Source organism: Streptomyces anandii JCM 4720 (genome assembly GCF_014650655.1).
Taxonomy (GTDB): Bacteria; Actinomycetota; Actinomycetes; order Streptomycetales; family Streptomycetaceae; genus Streptomyces; species Streptomyces anandii.
The window spans coordinates 8612-28884 of the sequence record NZ_BMVJ01000023.1 but is presented as its reverse complement, the minus strand read 5'-3'; the positions used below and the strand labels follow the sequence as shown (position 1 = coordinate 28884).

Annotated in this window: 17 protein-coding genes; 16 read left to right on the top strand and 1 reads right to left on the bottom strand. The window is 72.7% G+C overall.

Translation table 11 applies throughout. From position 1 onward, the window contains the following. The 8 genes from IE249_RS38915 to IE249_RS29885 form a co-directional block, all read left to right on the top strand. Positions 1-558 (top strand): MFS transporter (locus tag IE249_RS38915; RefSeq protein WP_506367706.1); only part of this gene is annotated, 558 nt, incomplete at its 5' end. Positions 559-703: 145 nt separating this feature from the next. Further along, entirely contained in the window at positions 704-1903 is a 1200-nt protein-coding gene (locus tag IE249_RS29915; RefSeq protein WP_189709788.1) for a uroporphyrinogen-III synthase, read from the top strand. 176 nt (positions 1904-2079) lie between these two features. Continuing rightward, a complete protein-coding gene (locus IE249_RS29910; protein ID WP_189709786.1) occupies positions 2080-2682 on the top strand; it encodes a CGNR zinc finger domain-containing protein in 603 nt (200 codons plus the stop codon). A 351-nt stretch (positions 2683-3033) separates the two neighbouring features. After that, positions 3034-3555 carry a sigma-70 family RNA polymerase sigma factor gene (locus IE249_RS29905; protein WP_010039908.1) on the top strand — a complete coding sequence of 174 codons (522 nt, stop codon included), beginning with the start codon at positions 3034-3036 and terminating at the stop codon, positions 3553-3555. Continuing rightward, entirely contained in the window at positions 3555-4367 is an 813-nt protein-coding gene (locus tag IE249_RS29900; protein ID WP_373304489.1) for an anti-sigma factor family protein, read from the top strand. Before IE249_RS29905 ends, IE249_RS29900 begins: the two co-directional genes overlap by 1 nt. A gap of 84 nt (positions 4368-4451) precedes the next feature. Then, positions 4452-6755 carry a HelD family protein gene (locus IE249_RS29895; protein WP_189709782.1) on the top strand — a complete coding sequence of 768 codons (2304 nt, stop codon included), beginning with the start codon at positions 4452-4454 and terminating at the stop codon, positions 6753-6755. A gap of 305 nt (positions 6756-7060) precedes the next feature. Next, complete coding sequence (locus IE249_RS29890) at positions 7061-8494, top strand: NAD-dependent malic enzyme (protein WP_189709780.1); 1434 nt, start codon at positions 7061-7063, stop codon at positions 8492-8494. A gap of 332 nt (positions 8495-8826) precedes the next feature. Continuing rightward, complete coding sequence (locus IE249_RS29885) at positions 8827-9108, top strand: HU family DNA-binding protein (protein ID WP_003990598.1); 282 nt, start codon at positions 8827-8829, stop codon at positions 9106-9108. Between the two features lie 130 nt (positions 9109-9238). Here IE249_RS29885 and murA read toward each other — a convergent pair whose 3' ends face one another. Continuing rightward, entirely contained in the window at positions 9239-10579 is a 1341-nt protein-coding gene (gene murA, locus IE249_RS29880; protein ID WP_189709778.1) for a UDP-N-acetylglucosamine 1-carboxyvinyltransferase, read from the bottom strand. A gap of 275 nt (positions 10580-10854) precedes the next feature. Between murA and IE249_RS29875 the strand changes: the two genes are divergently transcribed. The 8 genes from IE249_RS29875 (at position 10855) to IE249_RS39900 (ending at position 20013) form a co-directional block, all read left to right on the top strand. Further along, on the top strand, positions 10855-11427 hold the full coding sequence (locus tag IE249_RS29875) for a YqgE/AlgH family protein (protein WP_189709878.1): 573 nt from the start codon (positions 10855-10857) through the stop codon (positions 11425-11427). A 40-nt stretch (positions 11428-11467) separates the two neighbouring features. Continuing rightward, positions 11468-11752: a DUF3039 domain-containing protein gene (locus IE249_RS29870; protein ID WP_189709776.1), complete on the top strand. Its 285-nt coding sequence runs from the start codon at positions 11468-11470 to the stop codon at positions 11750-11752. Between the two features lie 120 nt (positions 11753-11872). Further along, positions 11873-13573 (top strand): beta-N-acetylhexosaminidase, encoded by a 1701-nt coding sequence (locus tag IE249_RS29865; RefSeq protein WP_189709774.1) that lies wholly within the window; start codon positions 11873-11875, stop codon positions 13571-13573. 253 nt (positions 13574-13826) lie between these two features. Then, positions 13827-14720 carry an FAD binding domain-containing protein gene (locus IE249_RS29860; protein ID WP_189709772.1) on the top strand — a complete coding sequence of 298 codons (894 nt, stop codon included), beginning with the start codon at positions 13827-13829 and terminating at the stop codon, positions 14718-14720. Continuing rightward, a complete protein-coding gene (locus IE249_RS29855) occupies positions 14717-16465 on the top strand; it encodes a 2Fe-2S iron-sulfur cluster-binding protein (protein ID WP_189709770.1) in 1749 nt (582 codons plus the stop codon). The genes IE249_RS29860 and IE249_RS29855 overlap by 4 nt, the downstream gene beginning before the upstream one ends. Beyond that, positions 16462-18774 (top strand): xanthine dehydrogenase family protein molybdopterin-binding subunit, encoded by a 2313-nt coding sequence (locus tag IE249_RS29850; protein ID WP_189709767.1) that lies wholly within the window; start codon positions 16462-16464, stop codon positions 18772-18774. Before IE249_RS29855 ends, IE249_RS29850 begins: the two co-directional genes overlap by 4 nt. A 111-nt stretch (positions 18775-18885) precedes the next feature. Further along, the gene (locus IE249_RS29845) at positions 18886-19461 is read left to right on the top strand and encodes an SUKH-4 family immunity protein (protein WP_189709765.1); all 576 of its coding nucleotides are present in this window, start codon (positions 18886-18888) and stop codon (positions 19459-19461) included. 54 nt (positions 19462-19515) lie between these two features. Next, the gene (locus tag IE249_RS39900; RefSeq protein ID WP_308434414.1) at positions 19516-20013 is read left to right on the top strand and encodes a DUF397 domain-containing protein; all 498 of its coding nucleotides are present in this window, start codon (positions 19516-19518) and stop codon (positions 20011-20013) included. The last annotated feature ends 260 nt before the right edge of the window (positions 20014-20273 follow it).

Below are 20273 nucleotides of genomic sequence, written 5' to 3'. Positions count from 1 at the left end.
GCCGCGTACCTCACCTTCATGGGGCCGCTGCTCGGCTCGCTGATCCGCCCGCTGGGCGGCCGGCTCGCCGACCGGTACGGCGGGGCCCGCATCACCCTGTGGAACTTCGTCGCCATGGCCGCCGCCACCGGCGTCCTCGTCGTCGCGAGCATGCACAGGTCGCTGCCGCTGTTCGTGGCGGTCTTCGTGGTGCTGTTCGTGCTCAGCGGGCTCGGCAACGGGTCGACGTACAAGATGATCCCCGGGATCTTCCACGCCAAGGCGCTCGCCCGCGGGCTGGAGGGCGAGGCGGCCGTGGCGTACGGGCGGCGGCTGTCCGGGGCGTCCATGGGGCTCATCGGGGCCGTGGGCGCGCTCGGCGGGGTCGGCATCAACCTCGCCTTCCGGCAGTCCTTCCTCTCCTACGGCTCCGGGACCGGCGCCTTCGTCGCCTTCCTCCTCTTCTACGGCGCCGCCTTCGCCGTCACCTGGGCCGTATACCTTCGCCGCACCGGCCCCCTTCCGGCCACCGCGGCCGCCGCCGGCACCGAGCCGCGGCTCGGTTACGCCGAGGTGTGAGGCGGTGATGTGACCGACGGCGTAACACTGGTGACATCACACCGAACCGAGCCTGTCACGCGGCGTTGACAGGCTCGACGGTACGAAGACGGCACGACAAGCGATACGACGAGCGGCACGACGACTCGAGCGCGGGACGAGAGCCATGTACGACGAACAGCAGTCACCGGAACCGGAACCCGAAGCGGCCCAGCGGGCCCAGCGGGCGCGGCGGCCCGAGCACGGGCCCCTGGCCGGGTTCACCATCGGTGTGACGGCCGCGCGCCGGGCCGACGAGCTGATCGCGCTGCTCGAACGGCGGGGCGCCTCGGTCGTGCACGCGCCCGCGCTGCGCATCGTGCCGCTCGCCGACGACGGCGAACTCCTCGCCGCCACCAAGGAGATCATCGGCCAGGCGCCCGACGTCGTGGTCGCCACCACCGCGATCGGGTTCCGCGGCTGGATCGAGGCGGCCGAGGGCTGGGGGCTCGGCGAGGCGCTGCTCGCCGGGCTGCGCGAGGTGGAGTTGCTGGCGCGCGGGCCGAAGGTCAAGGGCGCCGTGCGGGCGGCCGGGCTCACCGAGGACTGGTCGCCGTCGTCGGAGTCCATGGCCGAGGTGCTCGACCGGCTGCTGGAGGAGGGCGTCGACGGGCGCCGGGTCGCCGTCCAGCTGCACGGGGAGCCGCTGCCCGGGTTCGTGGAGGCGCTGCGGGCCGGGGGAGCGGAGGTGGTCCCCGTGCCCGTGTACCGGTGGATGCCGCCGGAGGACGCCGGGCCGCTGGACCGGCTGCTGGACGCGACCGTCTCGCGCGGACTCGACGCGCTCACCTTCACCAGCGCGCCGGCCGCCGCCTCGCTGCTGTCGCGGGCCGAGGAGCGGGGGCTGGCGGCGGAGCTGCTCGCCGCGCTGGGCCACGACGTGCTGCCGGCGTGCGTCGGGCCGGTCACCGCGCTGCCGTTGCAGGCGCACGGGATCGACACCGTCCAGCCGGAGCGGTTCCGGCTGGGGCCGCTGGTGCAGTTGCTGTGCCAGCAACTGCCGGGGCGGGCCCGGGCGTTGCCCGTCGCCGGGCACCGCATCGAGATCCGGGGGCACGCCGTGCTGGTGGACGGCGAGCTCAGGCCCGTGCCGCCGGCCGGGATGTCGCTGCTGCGGGCGCTGGCGCGGCGGCCGGGCTGGGTCGTCTCCCGCGCCGAACTGCTGCGCGCGCTGCCTGGTGCCGGCCGCGACGAGCATGCCGTGGAGACGGCGATGGCCCGGCTGCGTAACGCACTCGGCTCGCCGAAGCTGGTCCAGACGGTGGTCAAGCGCGGGTACCGGCTCGCCCTGGACCCGGCGGCCGACGCCAAGTACGCCGACGGCTAGCCCACTACGACCCCGCCGCCCCCGCCCCCGGCCCGGTGCGCGGTACGGGTGCGGTACGAGGGGTTCCGGACCCGGGAATGGGCAGGCACTGTGGGAGGGGAATCTTTCTCCGGTCCTGACGAGCACTCCGTCCGCCCCTTCGGCGGGACCGGAGTGGCCTAGGCGGTGACAGGCACATGGCACTGGGTACGGCCACGGTTCCGTACGAGCCGCGCTTCGATGCCGGGCGGATCTGTCTGGACCTCCTCGCCACGACCCACCCCGTGGAACGGCTGGACTCCCTCGCCCCGCTGCGCGCCTGGATAACCGGCTCCGGCCTCGTCCCGCCGGGCACCCCGCTCGCCCACGCCGACGCCGCCTGGCTCACGGCCTTCCGCGAACTGAGGGGCTGTGTGGGGCAGTTGGTGCGTGGCTGCCTCAACGGCGAGCCTCGCTCGTACGACCTCGGCAGTGCCCTCGACCGTGTCAACGATCTCGCCCGTGCCGCCGCGCCCCCGGCTCCCCGTGCCGTGCGTGGTGAAGACGGCCGGCTCGTCCGGGAGTTGGCCGGACCGCCCGAGTGCGCCGCCCTGCTCGCCGCCCTCGCACGGGACGTCGTCGAACTGCTCACCGACCCCGTCGCCCGGGCGAGCCTGCGGCAGTGCGAGGGCGACAACTGCCCGATCGTCTACCTGGACATGTCGCGCGGGCGCAGAAGGCGCTGGTGCTCCAGCGAGGTGTGCGGGAACCGCGAGCGGGTCGCCCGGCACCGCCGCCGAGCGGCCCTCGCCCGCGCCTGAGTGGTCCGACGCGTCTTGCCGGAAGCCCGGTTTGCCGCTTTCGTGAAGGGGCCCTCCGGGCGGCGCCGAAGTGATTTCCGCAACATCCGGTTTGGTGTTCCCGGCTCACGGGCACTATTGACAACCTTTCTAACGTGTCGGAAATGTAAAGAACAAGGGGTGGGAATGTGCGCCCATGTCCCCCTCGTCACGTCACCCCGAAGAAATCTGTCGGCGGGGTTTGAACATCACGCGTTCCGCATCCGTACCCGTCGACGAGCGACCGACTGGGGGAACCCCCGGACATCGGAGGTGGGCGTGCGCAAGGATTCCGTCGTGGCCAATGAACGTGGATCGAGGGCCCGACATCGCATGTCCCAGCCCTCGGAACCTGACGAGGAGCTGATGCGTGCTCTGTATCGGGAGCACGCCGGACCTCTCCTTGCGTATGTCCTCAGGCTGGTCGCCGGAGACCGCCAGCGTGCCGAGGACGTGGTGCAGGAGACGCTCATCCGTGCCTGGAAGAACGCCGGTCAGCTCAATCGAGCGACCGGTTCGGTACGCCCCTGGCTGGTGACGGTCGCCCGGCGCATCGTCATCGACGGCCACCGCAGCCGGCAGGCCCGGCCGCAAGAGGTCGATCCGTCGCCGCTGGAGGTCATCCCCGCGGAGGACGAGATCGACAAGGCGCTGTGGCTGATGACTCTGTCGGACGCGCTCGACGACCTGACCCCTGCCCACCGGGAGGTCCTCGTCGAGACGTACTTCAAGGGGCGTACCGTCAACGAGGCTGCCGAGACGCTGGGTATACCCAGCGGCACCGTGCGCTCACGGGTGTTCTACGCCCTGCGATCGATGAAGCTGGCTCTGGAGGAGCGGGGGGTGACGGCGTGATGAGCATGTACGGGGGGTTCGGAACGGGTGGTTCGGGTATGTCTGGGTCCATGCAGGGATCACCGGCCCCGAACGAGCACGAGACAGTCGGCGCCTACGCCCTCGGCATCCTGGACGACGCCGAGGCGACCGCGTTCGAGGCCCACCTCGCCACCTGCGAATGGTGCGCCCAGCAGCTCGACGAGCTGGCCGGAATGGAACCGATGCTGGCCGCCCTCGCGGACCTGCCCGGCTCCGGTACGCCAGCGATCGGCGAGTCCCTGTCGGCCAAGCCCAGCCCCCGGGTGGTGGAGAGGCTCGTCGACGAGGTCTCCGAGCGCCGCGCACAGAAGCGCAGGCGCGGCTTCTACCTGGTCGCGGCCGCCGCGGCGCTGATCATCGGCGGCCCGCTCGCGGTGCTCGCGGCGAGCGGCGGCTCGGACGGCGGGAGCGGTACCAACGTGGCGGCGGGCCCCGCGAAGGCGGCGTTCGACACGATGACGGACAAGGTCACCGCGACCGACCCGTCGACGCACGCCACCGCGACCGTCGCGCTGGAGAAGAAGGACTGGGGCACCAACGCGGTCCTCCAGCTGAAAAACGTCACCGGCCCGGAGAAGTGCTCGCTCATCGCCGTCGGCAAGAACGGCGAGCGCGAGACCCTGACCTCCTGGTCCGTCCCGAACTGGGGCTACGGCGTGCCGAACGCCAAGACGGAGGAGGCCAAGAACCCCCTCTACGTCCGCGGCGGCGCGGCCTTCAAGCCGAACGAGATCGACCACTTCGAGGTCATGACCTTCGACGGCAAGCGCATCGTCCAGGTCAACGCATAGAGCGCCGGGGCGGGACACAGCTTCCGCCGACGGGTCCCCTTCGCGTACGGTTGACGGCTGCCCAGCACGTCAGAAGGGGGCCCGGTGGCCGCTCAGGCTCAACATGATTCCGCGGTCGAATCGGTTCACGCTCACGACTCCGTGCGCGAGCGGGAGACCGGCGTGGAGCAGGCGCACCTCGACCGGGTGTACCGGCGGCTCGAGGAGAAGATCCACGAGGCCGAGTTCCTGATGCGCGACGCGGCCAGGCGCGGCCAGGTCGGCACGCCCGGCGCGCTGGCCGAGCGGGACGCGCAGGTGTTCCGGGCGGGCATCCACCTCAACCGCCTGAACAACGAGTTCGAGGACTTCCTCTTCGGCCGTATCGACCTGCTGCGCGGCAAGGACGGCAAGAAGGGACCGGACGGCGCGTACACCGCCGTCGAGCCGGCCGAGGGCGTGGTGCGCGAGGACGGCACCGCCGACATCGCCGAGACACTGCACATCGGCCGCATCGGCGTCCTCGACGAGGACTACGCCCCGCTGGTCATCGACTGGCGGGCGCCCGCCGCGGCCCCCTTCTACCGCTCCACCCCGGTCGACCCCGGACGGGTCGTGCGCCGCCGTGTCATCCGCTCCAAGGGGCGGCGCGTGCTCGGCGTCGAGGACGACCTCATGCGTCCCGAGCTGAAGGCGTTCCTGGACGGCGACGAGTTGCCCGTGATCGGCGACGGCGCGCTGATGGCCGCGCTCGGCCGGGCCCGCGGCCACACCATGCGCGACATCGTCGCCTCCATCCAGGCCGAGCAGGACCTGGTCATCCGCGCCCCCGCCGCCTCCGTGACGTACGTGGAGGGCGGCCCCGGCACCGGCAAGACGGCGGTCGCCCTGCACCGGGCGGCCTACCTGCTCTACCAGGACCGGCGCCGGTACGCGGGCGGCATCCTGATCGTCTCGCCCACCCCGCTGCTGGTGGCCTACACCGAGGGCGTGCTGCCCTCGCTCGGCGAGGAGGGCCAGGTCGCCATCCGGGCCATCGGCTCGCTCGTCGACGGCGCCGAGGCCACCGTGTACGACACCCCGTCCGTGGCCCGCGCCAAGGGCTCGTACCGGATGCTGAAGGTGCTGCGGAAGGCGGCGCGCGGGGCCCTCGAGGTGAACGAGCCGCCCACCAGGCTGCGGGTCGTCGCCTTCGGCCGGCGCCTGGAGCTGGAGAGCGCCGAGCTCGACCGGATCCGGCACACCGCCCTCGGCGGTACGGCCCCGGTCAACCTGCTGCGCCCGCGCGCCCGCAGACTGCTGCTGGACGCCCTGTGGGCGAAGTCCGGCGGCGCGGGCCGGCACACCGACCCCGAGCTGGCGGCCGAGCTGCGCTCCTCCTTCGACGAGGACGTCACCGGTGAGGACTCCTTCATCGCCTTCCTCGACGCCTGGTGGCCCGAGCTGACCCCCGGGGCCGTGCTCGCCGCGATGGCCGACGAGCGGCGCCTCGGGCGCTGGGCGCGCCGGATCCTCAACCCCGGCGAGGTGCGCCGCGTCGCCCGCTCGCTCAGGCGGGACGGGCACTCGGTGCACGACATCGCCCTGCTGGACGAGCTCCAGGCGATCCTCGGCACCCCGGCCCGCCCGCGCCGGAAGCGCGAGCTGGACCCGCTGGACCAGCTCACCGGCCTCGAGGAGCTCATGCCGGTGCGCGAGGAGTCGCAGCGCGAGCGGGCCGAGCGGCTGGCGCAGGAGCGCACGGAGTACGCGCACGTCATCGTGGACGAGGCGCAGGACCTCACGCCCATGCAGTGGCGCATGGTCGGCCGCCGCGGCCGGCACGCCACCTGGACGGTCGTCGGCGACCCGGCCCAGTCCTCCTGGTCCGACCCGGACGAGGCGGCGGAGGCCCGCGACGAGGCCCTGGGCACCCGGCCGCGCCGCCGCTTCGAGCTCACGGTGAACTACCGCAACCCCGCCGAGATCGCCGAGCTGGCCTCCAAGGTGCTCGCCCTCGCCATGCCGGGAGCGAAGGCGCCCTCCGCGGTGCGCTCCACGGGCGTCGAGCCGCGCTACGCCGTCGCGGACGGCGGCTTCGGGCACACCGTGCGCGAGGAGGCGGCACGTCTGCTGGACCGGGTGGACGGCACGGTCGGCGTGGTCGTCGCCATGAACCGGCGCGAGGAGGCCCGCCGCTGGCTGGCCGGACTCGGCGACCGGGTGGTGGCGCTCGGCAGCCTGGAGGCCAAGGGCCTGGAGTACGACGCCACGCTGGTCGTCTCGCCCGCCGAGATCGCCGACGAGTCCCCGGCCGGCCTGCGCGTGCTGTACGTGGCCCTCACCCGGGCCACCCAGCAGCTCACCGTGGTCTCCGGGGAACGCGACGAGCCGGACGCCTCCGGGGTGCCCGACCTGCTGCGGGACTGAGAACCGGGTGCTCCTGCGGCAAGGGGAATGGTTCACGGGCGTCTGTTTGTTAGCCTGGGTGTGGCACCGGCCCGATCCAAGCCCCCGGGCCCAACCTTCGTCGCTACGAGCGACCACTTGCCGCGAGGCGAGCATGGCGGGTCGGTGTCACTGAACGTCCAAGAGGTCCACGTCCGCCGCGGCGTGGACCTCTTTCGTTCATGAACAAAACGTTCGCAATCCGATGCGACTACCACGTACTCAGGGGTAGGTGCGACGATCGGACGGCACTACACGCGACACGGTGAAAGCAGAGGAAGTCGGCCATGGCAACGGCGCCCAGCGTCTCCTACTCGATGACCATCCGGCTGGAGGTGCCCGCGAGCGGAACGGCCGTCTCACAGCTCACCACCGCCGTGGAGTCCTCCGGAGGCTCGGTCACCGGCCTCGACGTCACCGCGTCCGGCCACGAGAAGCTCCGTATCGACGTCACCATCGCGGCCACCTCCACCGCGCACGCCGACGAGATCGTCGAGAAGCTGCGCGGCATCGAGGGCGTCACGCTCGGCAAGGTCTCCGACCGTACGTTCCTCATGCACCTCGGCGGCAAGATCGAGATGGCGTCCAAGCACCCCATCCGCAACCGTGACGACCTGTCCATGGTCTACACGCCCGGCGTGGCCCGCGTCTGCATGGCGATCGCCGAGAACCCCGAGGACGCCCGCCGCCTCACCATCAAGCGCAATTCCGTTGCGGTCGTGACGGACGGCTCCGCCGTGCTGGGCCTCGGCAACATCGGCCCGAAGGCCGCGCTGCCCGTCATGGAGGGCAAGGCGGCCCTCTTCAAGCGCTTCGCCGGCATCGACGCCTGGCCGCTGTGCCTGGACACCCAGGACACCGACGCCATCGTCGAGATCGTCAAGGCGATCGCCCCCGGGTTCGCCGGCATCAACCTCGAGGACATCTCCGCCCCGCGCTGCTTCGAGATCGAGGCCCGGCTGCGCGAGGCCCTGGACATCCCCGTCTTCCACGACGACCAGCACGGCACCGCGATCGTCGTGCTCGCCGCCCTGACCAACGCGCTGCGCTGCACCGGCAAGTCGATCGAGAGCATCCGGGTCGTGATGTCCGGCGCCGGCGCCGCGGGCACCGCCATCCTCAAGCTGCTGCTCGCCGCGGGCGTGAAGAACGCCGTCGTGGCCGACATCCACGGCGTGGTCCACGCCGGCCGCGAGGACCTGCGCGAGGCCGCCCCCGGGTCGGCGCTGCGCTGGATCGCCGACAACACCAACCCCGAGAACCTCACCGGCACCCTGAAGGAGGCCGTGCGCGGCGCGGACGTCTTCATCGGGGTCTCCGCGCCCAACGTGCTCGACGGCGACGACGTGGCCGCCATGGCGGACGGCGCGATCGTGTTCGCGCTCGCGAATCCGGACCCCGAGGTGGACCCGGCAATCGCCCGCCAGACCGCGGCGGTTGTGGCCACCGGCCGCTCCGACTTCCCCAACCAGATCAACAATGTGCTGGTCTTCCCGGGTGTGTTCCGCGGCCTGCTGGACGCGCAGTCCCGCACCGTCAACACGGAGATGATGCTGGCCGCGGCGAAGGCCCTGGCCGACGTGGTCACCGAGGACGAGCTGAACCCGAACTACATCATCCCGTCCGTCTTCAACGACAAGGTCGCGGGCGCGGTGGCCGGCGCGGTCCGCGACGCGGCGAGGACGGGAGCCTCGGCGGCCCCGGCGGCCTCCGCGTCGTAGGTCCCGCCCGTGCGGCGCGCCTGTGAGGATCGCCACGGCGGTCCACCGGCGCGTCGCTGAACCGGGCGCCTTCGCGCGCCCTCTATGGTGACGGCCGGGCCAGGCCCTCTTTTCGTGTGACTCCCAAGGGTGTTCTCACGACTCCTACGGGTGCCGGATTGGCTTTCCCGCCGCAGGTGGGGGCAGGATGCCTCCCTGGGCGCGAGGGTCCGGCGACGGACCCGGGTCCGGGGACCCACCGAGGAGCCTGGCAGCATCGGCCTCGCTGTGCCCGATATGCGGCTGAGCCGCGTGGCACGCCTCAACGGCAAGAAGAACATGGGAGTAACAACATGAACCGCAGTGAGCTGGTGGCCGCGCTGGCCGACCGCGCCGAGGTGACCCGCAAGGACGCCGACGCCGTGCTGGCCGCGTTCGCCGACGTCGTCGGCGACATCGTCTCCAAGGGGGACGAGAAGGTCACCATCCCTGGTTTCCTCACCTTCGAGCGCACCCACCGTGCCGCTCGCACCGCCCGCAACCCGCAGACCGGCGAGCCGATCCAGATCCCGGCCGGCTACAGCGTGAAGGTCTCCGCGGGCAGCAAGCTCAAGGAAGCCGCCAAGGGCAAGTGACCTTGCCGTCGGTGCGCCGCGAGACGGCGTACTCGGCCGCCTAGGGCCGGCCACGACGTCAATGGGGCGGCCCCCCTTCCCGGGGGGCCGCCCCATCGTCGTACGCGTACGCGCGTCCTCGCGCGGCCGGTCAGCCGAGCGCCTGGCCCGGCAGTTCCACCTTCGCCCCGAGTTCGACGAGCTTCTCCATGAAGTTCTCGTAGCCCCGGTTGATCAGGTCGATGCCGTGGACCCGGGAGGTGCCCTGGGCGGCGAGGGCGGCGATGAGGTACGAGAAGCCGCCGCGCAGGTCGGGGATGACCAGGTCGGCGCCCTGGAGCTTCGTCGGGCCCGACACCACCGCGGAGTGCAGGAAGTTGCGCTGCCCGAAGCGGCAGTCCGAGCTGCCCAGGCACTCGCGGTAGAGCTGGATGTGCGCGCCCATCTGGTTCAGCGCGGAGGTGAAGCCGAGGCGGGACTCGTAGACCGTCTCGTGGATGATCGACAGGCCGGTGGCCTGGGTCAGCGCGACCACCAGGGGCTGCTGCCAGTCGGTCTGGAAACCGGGGTGCACGTCCGTCTCCAGCGCGATGGACTTCAACTGCCCGCCGGGGTGCCAGAAGCGGATGCCCTCGTCGTCGATCTCGAAGGCGCCGCCCACCTTCCGGTAGGTGTTCAGGAACGTCATCATCGACCGCTGCTGGGCGCCGTGGACGTAGATGTCGCCCTCGGTCGCCAGCGCCGCCGACGCCCAGGACGCGGCCTCCAGGCGGTCCGCCAGCGCGCGGTGGGTGTAGCCGCCGAGGCTGTCCACACCGGTGATGCGGATCGTGCGGTCGGTGTCCATCGCGATGATCGCGCCCATCTTCTGCAGGACGCAGATGAGGTCCTCGATCTCGGGCTCGACCGCCGCGTTGGACAACTCCGTGACGCCCTCGGCCAGTACGGCCGTCAGCAGCACCTGCTCGGTCGCGCCCACCGACGGGTACGGCAGGCGGATCTTGGTGCCGCGCAGCCGCTGCGGAGCCTCCAGGTACTGCCCGTCCGCGCGCTTCTCGATCCGCGCGCCGAACTGCCGGAGCACGTCGAAGTGGAAGTCGATGGGCCGGCCGCCGATGTCGCAGCCGCCGAGGCCGGGGATGAACGCGTGCCCGAGGCGGTGCAGCAGCGGGCCGCAGAACAGGATGGGAATGCGCGACGAACCCGCGTGGGCATCGATGTCGGCGACGTTCGCGCTCTCCACGTGCGTCGGGTCGAGCACCAGCTCACCCGGCTCGTCACCCGGACGGACCGTCACACCGTGCAGTTGCAGCAGACCGCGTACGACGCGCACGTCACGGATGTCCGGAACGTTGCGCAGCCGACTTGGCGCACTGCCCAGCAGAGCGGCGACCATGGCCTTCGGCACGAGGTTCTTCGCACCGCGGACACGGATCTCGCCCTCCAGCGGGGTTCCGCCATGGACAAGCAGGACATCGTCGTTGACGGTCATGTATCTCGCGTTCCGATGAGTTGGGCAGGAGCCGGCCGATCACTTCGGTCAGGGGCCGGAGAGACAGAGTAATCGCCGTGCGCCCCCCTTAAGTAAGCCCGAGGACCACCCAGTCAGGTCATAGCTGTGTCACAACACGAACCGTTGAGCACCGGGCACATGGGGTCACCGGCGCCCCCGTGCGCCCTCGGTGCTTCCGGCGGGCGTGAGCAGGCCTCACTCACGTAGCCGGATTGGCTCCCCACGCGTGGGGAAGATGCGGGATCATGTCTGGCATGACCGAGGTGTCCTCGCTCACAGGGCGGCTGCTCGTGGCAACCCCCGCCCTGGCGGACCCGAACTTCGACCGCGCGGTGGTGCTCCTTCTCGACCACGACGAGGAGGGCTCCCTGGGTGTCGTCCTCAACCGCCCCACCCCCGTGGACGTGGGCGACATCCTCGAGGGCTGGGCGGACCTCGCCGGCGAGCCCGGCGTGGTCTTCCAGGGCGGCCCGGTCTCGCTGGACTCCGCACTCGGCGTCGCCGTCATCCCCGGCGGCGGCACGGGCGGGCGCTCGCCCCTCGGCTGGCGCCGGGTGCACGGCGCGATCGGCCTGGTCGACCTGGAGGCCCCGCCCGAGCTGCTGGCCTCCGCCCTCGGCTCGCTGCGCATCTTCGCCGGGTACGCCGGCTGGGGCCCGGGCCAGCTGGAGGACGAGCTCGAGGAAGGCGCCTGGTACGTGGTGGAGTCCGAGCCCGGTGACGTCTCCTCGCCGTCCCCGGAGAGACTCTGGCGCGAGGTGCTGCGCCGCCAGCGCAACGAGCTGGCGATGGTGGCCACGTATCCGGACGACCCCTCGCTCAACTGATGCGTGTGAGCTTCACCGGGGCTTCAGTACCCTGGGGCTTATGAGCACTCTCGAGCCCGAGCGCGGGACTGGTACGGGGACCCTCGTAGAGCCGACGCCGCAGGTGTCCCACGGCGACGGTGACCACGAGCGCTTCGCCCACTACGTCCAGAAGGACAAGATCATGGCGAGCGCCCTGGACGGGACGCCCGTCGTGGCGCTGTGCGGCAAGGTGTGGGTGCCCGGCCGCGACCCCAAGAAGTACCCCGTGTGTCCCCTGTGCAAGGAGATCTACGAGTCCATGGGCAGCGGCGACGACAAGGGCGGCAAGGGCGGCGACAAGTAGGCTCCGGGCCGGGAGCGGCTCGGGCCCGCCCGGCGGGCTCTTCGGTCCGGACCTCTTGCGAGTGGGGCTCTTTGGTCCAGACCTCTTGTGGGCGCCGGGGGCAGTCCATAGGCTCGGTGCGTGCCGCAGGACGAGACCGACCGTGACGTATCCGACGTGATCCCGGCGCCCCGCGCCGTCGAAGGCGAGGCGCGCGGTGGGTTCCGGCTCGACCGGGACACCGCCCTGTGCGCCGCGCCCGGTACGGGCACCGCCGAGCGGTGGCTTCGCGCCACGCTCGGTGCGGCCCTCGGGCTGCCCTTCCCGGCCGCTCGCGACGGGGGCCCACACGAGGAGCCCGCCGGCGACGGGGCCGGGCGGAACCGGGTCCGGCTGGAGCTCGACGACACGCTGGCCTCCGAGGCGTACCGGCTGACCGTCACTCCCGGCCACGGCGTCGAGATCCGGGGCGGCGGTCCGGCCGGCGTCTTCTGGGGGGCGCAGACCCTGCGCCAGCTGCTCGGCCCGGACGCCTTCCGCCGCGCCCCCGTACGTCCGGACGCCTCCCGCGCCCTGCCCGCCTGCGTCATCGAGGACGCGCCCCGCTTCCGCTGGCGCGGACTCATGCTGGACGTGGCCCGCCACTTCACGCCCAAGGACGGCGTGCTGCGCCACCTCGACCTGATGGCCGCGCACAAACTCAACGTGCTGCACCTGCACCTGACGGACGACCAGGGCTGGCGGGTCGAGATCCAGCGGTACCCGAGGCTCACCGAGGTCGGCTCCTGGCGGGCGCGCACCAGAATCGGCCACGGAACCTCCACACTCTGGGAGGACAAGCCGCACGGCGGCCACTACACGCGCGACGACATCCGCGAGATCGTCGCCTACGCGGCCGAGCGGCACATCTCCGTGGTGCCCGAGATCGACGTACCGGGCCACTCGCAGGCCGCCATCGCCGCGTACCCGGAACTGGGCAACACCGACGTCGTCGACACCGCCGCCCTCACCGTCTGGGACGACTGGGGCATCAACCCGAACGTCCTCGCCCCCACCGACCGCACCCTGCGCTTCTACGAGGACGTCTTCGAGGAACTCCTCGAGCTGTTCCCCGCCGGCGCCGGCCCCTTCTCGGCCTTCTTCCACATCGGCGGCGACGAGTGCCCCAAGGACCAGTGGCGCGCCTCGCCCACCGCGCAGGCACGCATCAAGGAACTGGGACTCGCCGGCGAGGACGAGCTCCAGGCGTGGTTCGTCGGCCACTTCGACCAGTGGCTCTCCGCGCGCGGGCGCCGGCTCATCGGCTGGGACGAGATCCTTGAGGGCGGCCTCGCCCCGGGCGCCGCCGTGTCCTCCTGGCGCGGTTACGCGGGCGGGATCGCCGCCGCGCGGGCCGGGCACGACGTGGTCATGTGCCCCGAGCAGCAGGTGTATCTGGACCACCGTCAGGCCCCGGGCGAGGACGAGCCGGTGCCGATCGGGTACGTGCGCACCCTGGAGGACGTCTACCGGTTCGAGCCGCTCCCGCCCGAGCTGGAGGCCGCCCGGGCCGGACATGTGCTGGGCACCCAGGCCAACGTGTGGACCGAGGTGATGGACAGCCAGGACCGTGTGGACTACCAGGTGTTCCCCCGGCTCGCCGCCTTCGCCGAGGTCGCCTGGAGCGCCCTGCCCGCCCCGGAGTCGCGGGACTTCGCCGGCTTCGAGCGGCGCATGAACAGCCACTACCGGCGTCTGGACGCCCTCGGCGTCGCCTACCGCCCGCCCGGCGGACCTCACCCCTGGCAGCGGCGCCCCGGCGTCCCCGGCCGGCCCGCGCAGGGCCCGCCGCCCGCGCGGTGAACGGCCCCTCGGGCTGTCTCGAACACACACGGGAAAAAACCCGCAAGAGTCAGCGAAGAGTGGGAATTCGCTCGCACCGGTGATGCCGTGCCAAATCGGGCCATGTCCCCGATGAGGTGGGCGAATGCCTCCTAGCGGACCCCCGTCCTCGGCCCCTGCGAAGATGTGCCAGAGTTGCCACGTCCGCCCTGTCAGCACGTACCGTACGGCAGCACAGGTGGGACCAGTGGGGCAGCGGGAAGGGGCAGCCGGTTTGACCACGCACGCACCGCAGGCGGCGCAGGCCGTCACGCTGCCCACGACGCTGGACGAGGCCGTGGCGGCGCTCACCGCCGTGCCCGCCGCCGTGCCCGTGGCCGGCGGCACCGACCTCATGGCCGCCGTCAACTCCGGGCAGCTCAGGCCCGCCGCGCTGGTCGGCCTCGGCCGGATCAGCGAGATCCGCGGCTGGCAGTACCAGGACGGCCACGCCCTGCTCGGCGCCGGCCTCACCCACGCGCGCATGGGACGCCCCGACTTCGCCGCGCTGATCCCGGCGCTGGCCGCCGCCGCGCGCGCAGCCGGACCGCCGCACATCCGCAACGCGGGCACCCTGGGCGGCAACATCGCCTCGGCCGCCCCCACCGGGGACGCGCTGCCGGTGCTCGCCGCCCTCGAGGCGACGCTGATCATCGCCGGCCCGGGCGGAGCCCGCCGGGAGATCCCGGTGTCGCACCTGCTGGCCGGCGTGGAGATGCTCCGCGCGGGCGAGCTCATCGGCTACGTGCGCGTGCCGCTGCTGCACGCGCCGCAGGTGTTCCTCAAGGCCACCGGCCGCACCGGCCCGGGCCGCGCGACCGCCTCCGTGGCCGTCGTCCTCGACCCGGCCCGGCGCGGGGTGCGCTGCGCGGTGGGCGCCATAGCGCCGATGCCGCTGCGGCCCCTGGACGCCGAGCAGTGGGTGGCCGGGCTCATCGACTGGGACAACAGCCGCGCGATCGTCCCCGAGGCGCTGAACGCCTTCGGCGAGTACGTCGCCGCGGCCTGCATCCCCGACCAGCCCCCGGCCGAGGACGGCTCCGTGCAGCAGCTTCCGCCCGCCGTACTGCACCTGCGGCGCACCGTCGCCGCGCTGGCCCGACGAGCACTGGGGAGGGCGCTGTCGTGACCGACGACCAGCACGAGGAGGGCGCGAGGGGCAGCGGCGGCCGCTGGGACCCGCTGCCCCAGGGCGACTACGACGACGGCGCCACCGCGTTCGTGAAGCTCCCCGAGGGAGGCATCGACGCGCTCCTGGCCGCCGACAGTCCCCTCGCCGCGCCCGGCCACGGGTACGTGCCCCCGCAGATAACGGTCACGTCCGCCCCGGCCGAGGCCGCCGACCCGTCCGCCACCGGCAGCTGGGCCGTGCCCGGCGCCCCGGACGGCGGCGCCCGGTGGCCCGACCCGAACGCCGTGCCGCGGGACGCGGACACGGGCGCGGACGACCGGTTCACCTACCGCCCGGGCGCCACCCAGCAGTGGACCTTCGAGGACGCCCAGGCGGGGGGCGGCACCGAGCAGGCGCCGTCCGCGCACGGACGGTCCGGGCACGCTCCGGCCGCCCACGGCCCTTCCGGGCACGGTCGTGACGCGGCCGGTCACGATGTGACCGGGCAGTGGTCGATCCCCGTCGCAGGGGGCGATCTCCCGGACGAATCGGGCGAGTTCACCACCTCGTCCCTCGTGCAGCAGTGGGGCGGCACCCCGCCGGCCACCCTTCCCGGCGGCGCGCCCGCGCCCTGGGCGACGGAGCCGTGGGGCAGGCCCGAGCCCGGGGGCGAGGGCGGGAGCGACCCGGCCCGGCGCCCGGAGTCCGGGGAGATCTCCGCCCAGGCCGCGATGCGGCCGGCTCCCGGCGGCGGTGGGCTTGCCGGGGCCATCGACGACAGCGACGGCAGTGACGGCACCGAGGGCGCCGAGGACCGCGAAGGGGCCATGGAGGCCGCCGGCGGCCCCGCTGAGCCGCTCGCGCACCCCACCGTGGACGAGGAGGCCGGGCCCGCCGCCCGGGCTGCCGAGGAGCCCCTCAGGGGCCCGGGCCCCGCCGCGGCCTCGGCCACGGCTCCGGCGTCCGCCGACCCCGCCCCCGCACGGGATCCGCACGGCTCGCAGGACGCGCACGGCGTACGGGACGCGCACGGCTCGCAGGACGCGCACGGCTCACCGGAGGAGGCCGCACCGGCGGACGGCCCGGACGACGTGCCCCAAGGGCACGAAGCGCACGACCCGCCCCCCTCGGCCCCGCACGACGAACACCCCCTCGCCTCCTACGTGCTGCGCGTCAACGGCGTCGACCGCCCCGTCACCGACGCGTGGATCGGCGAGTCGCTGCTGTACGTGCTGCGCGAGCGCCTCGGCCTCGCCGGCGCCAAGGACGGCTGCTCGCAGGGCGAGTGCGGGGCCTGCAACGTCCAGGTCGACGGCCGCCTCGTCGCCTCCTGCCTGGTGCCCGCCGTCACCGCGGCGGGCAGCGAGGTCCGTACGGTCGAGGGTCTCGCCGCCGACGGGCAGCCCTCGGACGTGCAGCGGGCGCTCGCGCGGTGCGGCGCGGTGCAGTGCGGCTTCTGCGTGCCCGGCATGGCGATGACCGTGCACGACCTGCTGGAGGGCAATCCGGCACCGACCGAGCTGGAGACCCGGCAGGCCCTGTGCGGCAACCTGTGCCGCTGCTCGGGCTACCGGGGCGTACTGGAGGCCGTCAAGGAGGTCGTCGCCGAGCGCGAGGCGCAGTCCGCCGCCGAGGGCGAACAGGACGGCGACGAGCCGCGCATTCCGCACCAGGCGGGCCCGGGAGCCGGAGGTGTGCACCCCTCGGCGTTCGAGCCCAGGGAACCGCACGGCCCGTACGGCCAGGACGGAGGCCAGGCGTGAGCAACGAGGCAACGACCGCCGCCACCGCCGCCGCGGAGGCCGCCCCCGCCCCGGAGCCGCTGCCGCACGGCCTCGGCTCCTCACTGCCGGCCGCCGACGCCCGCGCAAAGACCGAGGGCACCTTCCCCTACGCGGCCGACCTGTGGGCCGAGGGCCTGCTGTGGGCGGCCGTGCTGCGCTCACCGCACCCGCACGCGCGCATCGTGTCCATCGACACCACCCACGCGCGCGAGATGCCCGGTGTGCGTGCCGTCGTCACCCACGAGGACGTGCCCGGCCGCCCGCTGTACGGGCGCGGCACCGCCGACCGCCCCGTGTTCGCCTCCGAGGTCGTACGCCACCACGGCGAGCCCATCGCGGCCGTCGCCGCCGACCACCCCGACACCGCGCGGATGGCCGCCGCGGCCGTCATCGTCGAGTACGAAGTACTCGACCCGGTGACCGACCCCGAACAGGCCTTCCAGGCCGAGCCCCTGCACCCCGACGGCAACCTGATCCGGCACATCCCGCTGCGCCACGGCGACCCGGACGCGGCCGGCGACATCGTCGTCGAGGGCCTGTACCGCATCGGCCGCCAGGACCCCGCGCCCATCGGCGCCGAGGCGGGCCTGGCGGTGCCCCGGCCGGACGGCGGAGTGGAGCTGTACCTGGCCTCCACCGACCCGCACGCCGACCGCGACGCCCTCGCCGCCTGCTACGGCCTCGAACCCGAGCGCGTGAAGATCGTCGTCACCGGTGTCCCGGGCGCCACCGCCGACCGCGAGGACCAGGGCTTCCAGCTCCCGCTCGGCCTGCTGGCCCTGCGCACCGGCTGCCCGGTGAAGCTGACCGCGACCCGCGAGGAGTCCTTCCTCGGCCACGCCCACCGCCACCCGACCCTGCTGCGCTACCGCCACCACGCCGACGCCGAGGGCAGGCTGGTGAAGGTCGAGGCGCAGATCCTGCTGGACGCGGGCGCCTACGCCGACACCTCCGGCGAGGCGCTCGCCGCCGCGGTGTCCTTCGCCTGCGGCCCGTACGTCGTGCCGAACGCCTTCATCGAGGGCTGGGCCGTGCGCACCAACAACCCGCCCTCCGGGCATGTGCGCGGCGAGGGCGCGATGCAGGTGTGCGCCGCCTACGAGGCGCAGATGGACAAGCTCGCCAAGAGGCTCGGCCTCGACCCGGCTGAGCTGCGGATGCGCAACGTCATGGCCACCGGCGACGTGCTGCCCACCGGCCAGACGGTGACGTGCCCGGCGCCGGTCGCCGAGCTGCTCCAGGCGGTGCGGGAGCACCCGCTGCCCCCGCTGCCCAAGGACACGCCCGAGGAGGACTGGCTGCTGCCCGGGGGCCCCGAGGGCGCGGGCGAACCGGGCGCGGTGCGCCGGGGCGTGGGGTACGGCCTGGGCATGGTGCACATGCTCGGCGCGGAGGGCGCCGACGAGGTGTCCACGGCCACGGTGAAGGTGCAGGGCGGGGTGGCGACCGTGCTGTGCGCGGCCGTCGAGACCGGCCAGGGCTTCACCACGCTGGCCCGGCAGATCGTCCAGGAGACGCTCGGCCTCGACGAGGTGCACGTGGCCCCGGTCGACACCGACCAGCCCCCGGCCGGCGCCGGCTGCCGGGGCCGGCACACATGGGTGTCGGGCGGTGCGGTGGAGCGCGCCGCGAAGATGGTCCGTACGCAGCTTCTGCAGCCGCTGGCCCACAAGTTCGGCATGTCCACCGAGCTGCTGCAGATCACCGACGGCAAGATCACCTCGTACGACGGCGTGCTGTCCACGACGGTGACGGAGGCGCTGGACGGCAAGGAGCTGTGGGCCACCGCGCAGTGCCGTCCGCACCCCACCGAGCCGCTGGACGGGGCGGGGCAGGGCGACGCCTTCGTGGGCCTGGCGTTCTGCGCGATCCGCGCGGTGGTGGACGTCGACATCGAGCTGGGTTCGGTCCGGGTGGTGGAACTGGCGGTCGCCCAGGACGTGGGCCGGGTCCTGAACCCCGCGCAGCTGGCCTCCCGCATCGAGGCGGGCGTCACCCAGGGCGTGGGCATCGCCCTCACGGAGAACCTGCGCACCCCGCGCGGCCTGATCCGCCACCCCGACCTGACGGGCTACGCCCTGCCGACCGCCCTGGACGCGCCCGACATCCAGATCGTGAAGCTGGTCGAGGAGCGGGACGTCGTGGCGCCGTTCGGCGCGAAGGCGGTCAGCGCGGTCCCGGTGGTCACGTCCCCGGCCGCCGTCGCCTCCGCGGTACGGGCGGCCACCGGACGGGCGGTCAACCGCCTCCCGATCCGCCCCCAGGCCGCGGTGGTCACCGGCCAGTGAGCGCCCCGCCCCGGGGTTTTCCACAGGCCCGGGGCGTTGTCAGTGGCGCGGCGTAGTGTTCCGGGCAGTGGGGCGAGGGCTTCGCGGCACGTCGGGAACACGGGGGACCACATGAGTACGACCGGCACCGCCACGGCGGTGAGGACACGGACTGGGGAAGCCGCGGCCCGCTTCGCGCCCTACGCGACGCACCGCCGCGGCTCCTCGGGCCTGGCCCTGGACCTTCCCCCGCGCCTGCTGGAGCGGGAGTTCGGCCGGGGCCGCGTGATCCGCTTCGAGGAGGTCGACTTCCCGCCCACGCTGACCCACGAGCCGACCCGCCGCTTCCTGACGGAGACGGGCCTCCCCGACGACCCCCGCCTCCTGAGCCCGGACACGGACACGGACATCCCCCTGCCCACCCTCACCGAGCACCACGCCGACGACCCGGCCACGGAACTCCCGCCCCGGGCCGCCCACTTGATCCACCTCGGCACCATGCCGGGCCCCCACGCCCCGCTCCTCGACGGCACCACGGGCGAGATATACCTGTGGAGCCCTGAGGAAGCCACGCTCCACCCCTCGAACGAGGACATCTCCACCCTCGTCCACAGCCTGATACTGCTGCACCGCGCCATTGGAGGCCGTGGCGGGAATCGAACCCGCGTAACTCGCTTTGCAGGTTTGTCGGTGCTGGTCAGAGCGTGATCCGGACGCGTTCAATCGCGTTCATTCCCGTACGGCCGCCGTGCCCGCCGGGTCATGGTGAAAGGCCTCGGACCGCCGCGTACGGCGATGAACGAGACGGAAACTGAGACGGGCGCTGTGCTTGTCCTCTTGCCGACTGACAGCCTTTCGGGCCGTGCGGCTGCCAGAAGGCGGTGTGTCGAGGGCTGCCGCCAACGCCCGTGTCGGGCCGTCTGTCGGTCTTCGACTCCCAGTGCATCCGCTTGCAGCCGTCCCACGCCCCCTCCGGATCCGCCGTCACGACCTGCCATCACTGGGCGGCGGTTCCCCTACTGGACGCGGGCGTGTGGCTTCGCGAGTATGGCTGTGTCGACGACCGGAGGAGGCCGAGTGACTGAACAGGCCTGGCGCAAGAGCTCACGATCTGCCACCGGTGCGAACTGTCTTGAGGCTGCATGTACCCGTGACGGCATACGGATTCGGGACTCGAAAATGGTGGCAAGTCCGCAACTACTCTTCACGGTGACGAGCTGGGATCGTTTCCTCCGTCATGTTCGTGGTTGTTTGATCTAGCATTCCCGCCGACCTATGCCATCTTGCTATGAGCTCTGCTGCTGGGGATGTCTGCTAGTCATTGCAGGGCCGGGGGAGGGTAGATGCCGTACCACGGGCTGTGGAAACAACGGATCCTCTGGACAGCCACCGGAATGGGACTCGTAGCACTCGTCGCGTGGTCCCCTTTCATCCTTCGGGCAGCAGCACCCGCGGGTATGGACTGGAACAGGTTGAGCCAAGTCAGCCAGGCCTACGGAGCGGTAGCCGTACTGTTCTCC

Excerpts from the sequence above, each read along its gene's own strand:
- IE249_RS29885 (WP_003990598.1), top strand. The coding sequence starts at position 8,827 with ATGAACCGCAGTGAGCTGGTGGCCGCGCTGGCCGACCGCGCCGAGGTG.
- IE249_RS29845 (WP_189709765.1), top strand. The coding sequence starts at position 18,886 with ATGAGTACGACCGGCACCGCCACGGCGGTGAGGACACGGACTGGGGAA.
- IE249_RS29915 (WP_189709788.1), top strand. The coding sequence starts at position 704 with ATGTACGACGAACAGCAGTCACCGGAACCGGAACCCGAAGCGGCCCAG.
- IE249_RS29910 (WP_189709786.1), top strand. The coding sequence starts at position 2,080 with ATGGCACTGGGTACGGCCACGGTTCCGTACGAGCCGCGCTTCGATGCC.
- IE249_RS29900 (WP_373304489.1), top strand. The coding sequence starts at position 3,555 with ATGAGCATGTACGGGGGGTTCGGAACGGGTGGTTCGGGTATGTCTGGG.
- murA (WP_189709778.1), bottom strand. The coding sequence starts at position 10,579 with ATGACCGTCAACGACGATGTCCTGCTTGTCCATGGCGGAACCCCGCTG.
- IE249_RS29890 (WP_189709780.1), top strand. The coding sequence starts at position 7,061 with ATGGCAACGGCGCCCAGCGTCTCCTACTCGATGACCATCCGGCTGGAG.
- IE249_RS39900 (WP_308434414.1), top strand. The coding sequence starts at position 19,516 with ATGGTGAAAGGCCTCGGACCGCCGCGTACGGCGATGAACGAGACGGAA.
- IE249_RS29905 (WP_010039908.1), top strand. The coding sequence starts at position 3,034 with ATGTCCCAGCCCTCGGAACCTGACGAGGAGCTGATGCGTGCTCTGTAT.
- IE249_RS29870 (WP_189709776.1), top strand. The coding sequence starts at position 11,468 with ATGAGCACTCTCGAGCCCGAGCGCGGGACTGGTACGGGGACCCTCGTA.
- IE249_RS29875 (WP_189709878.1), top strand. The coding sequence starts at position 10,855 with ATGACCGAGGTGTCCTCGCTCACAGGGCGGCTGCTCGTGGCAACCCCC.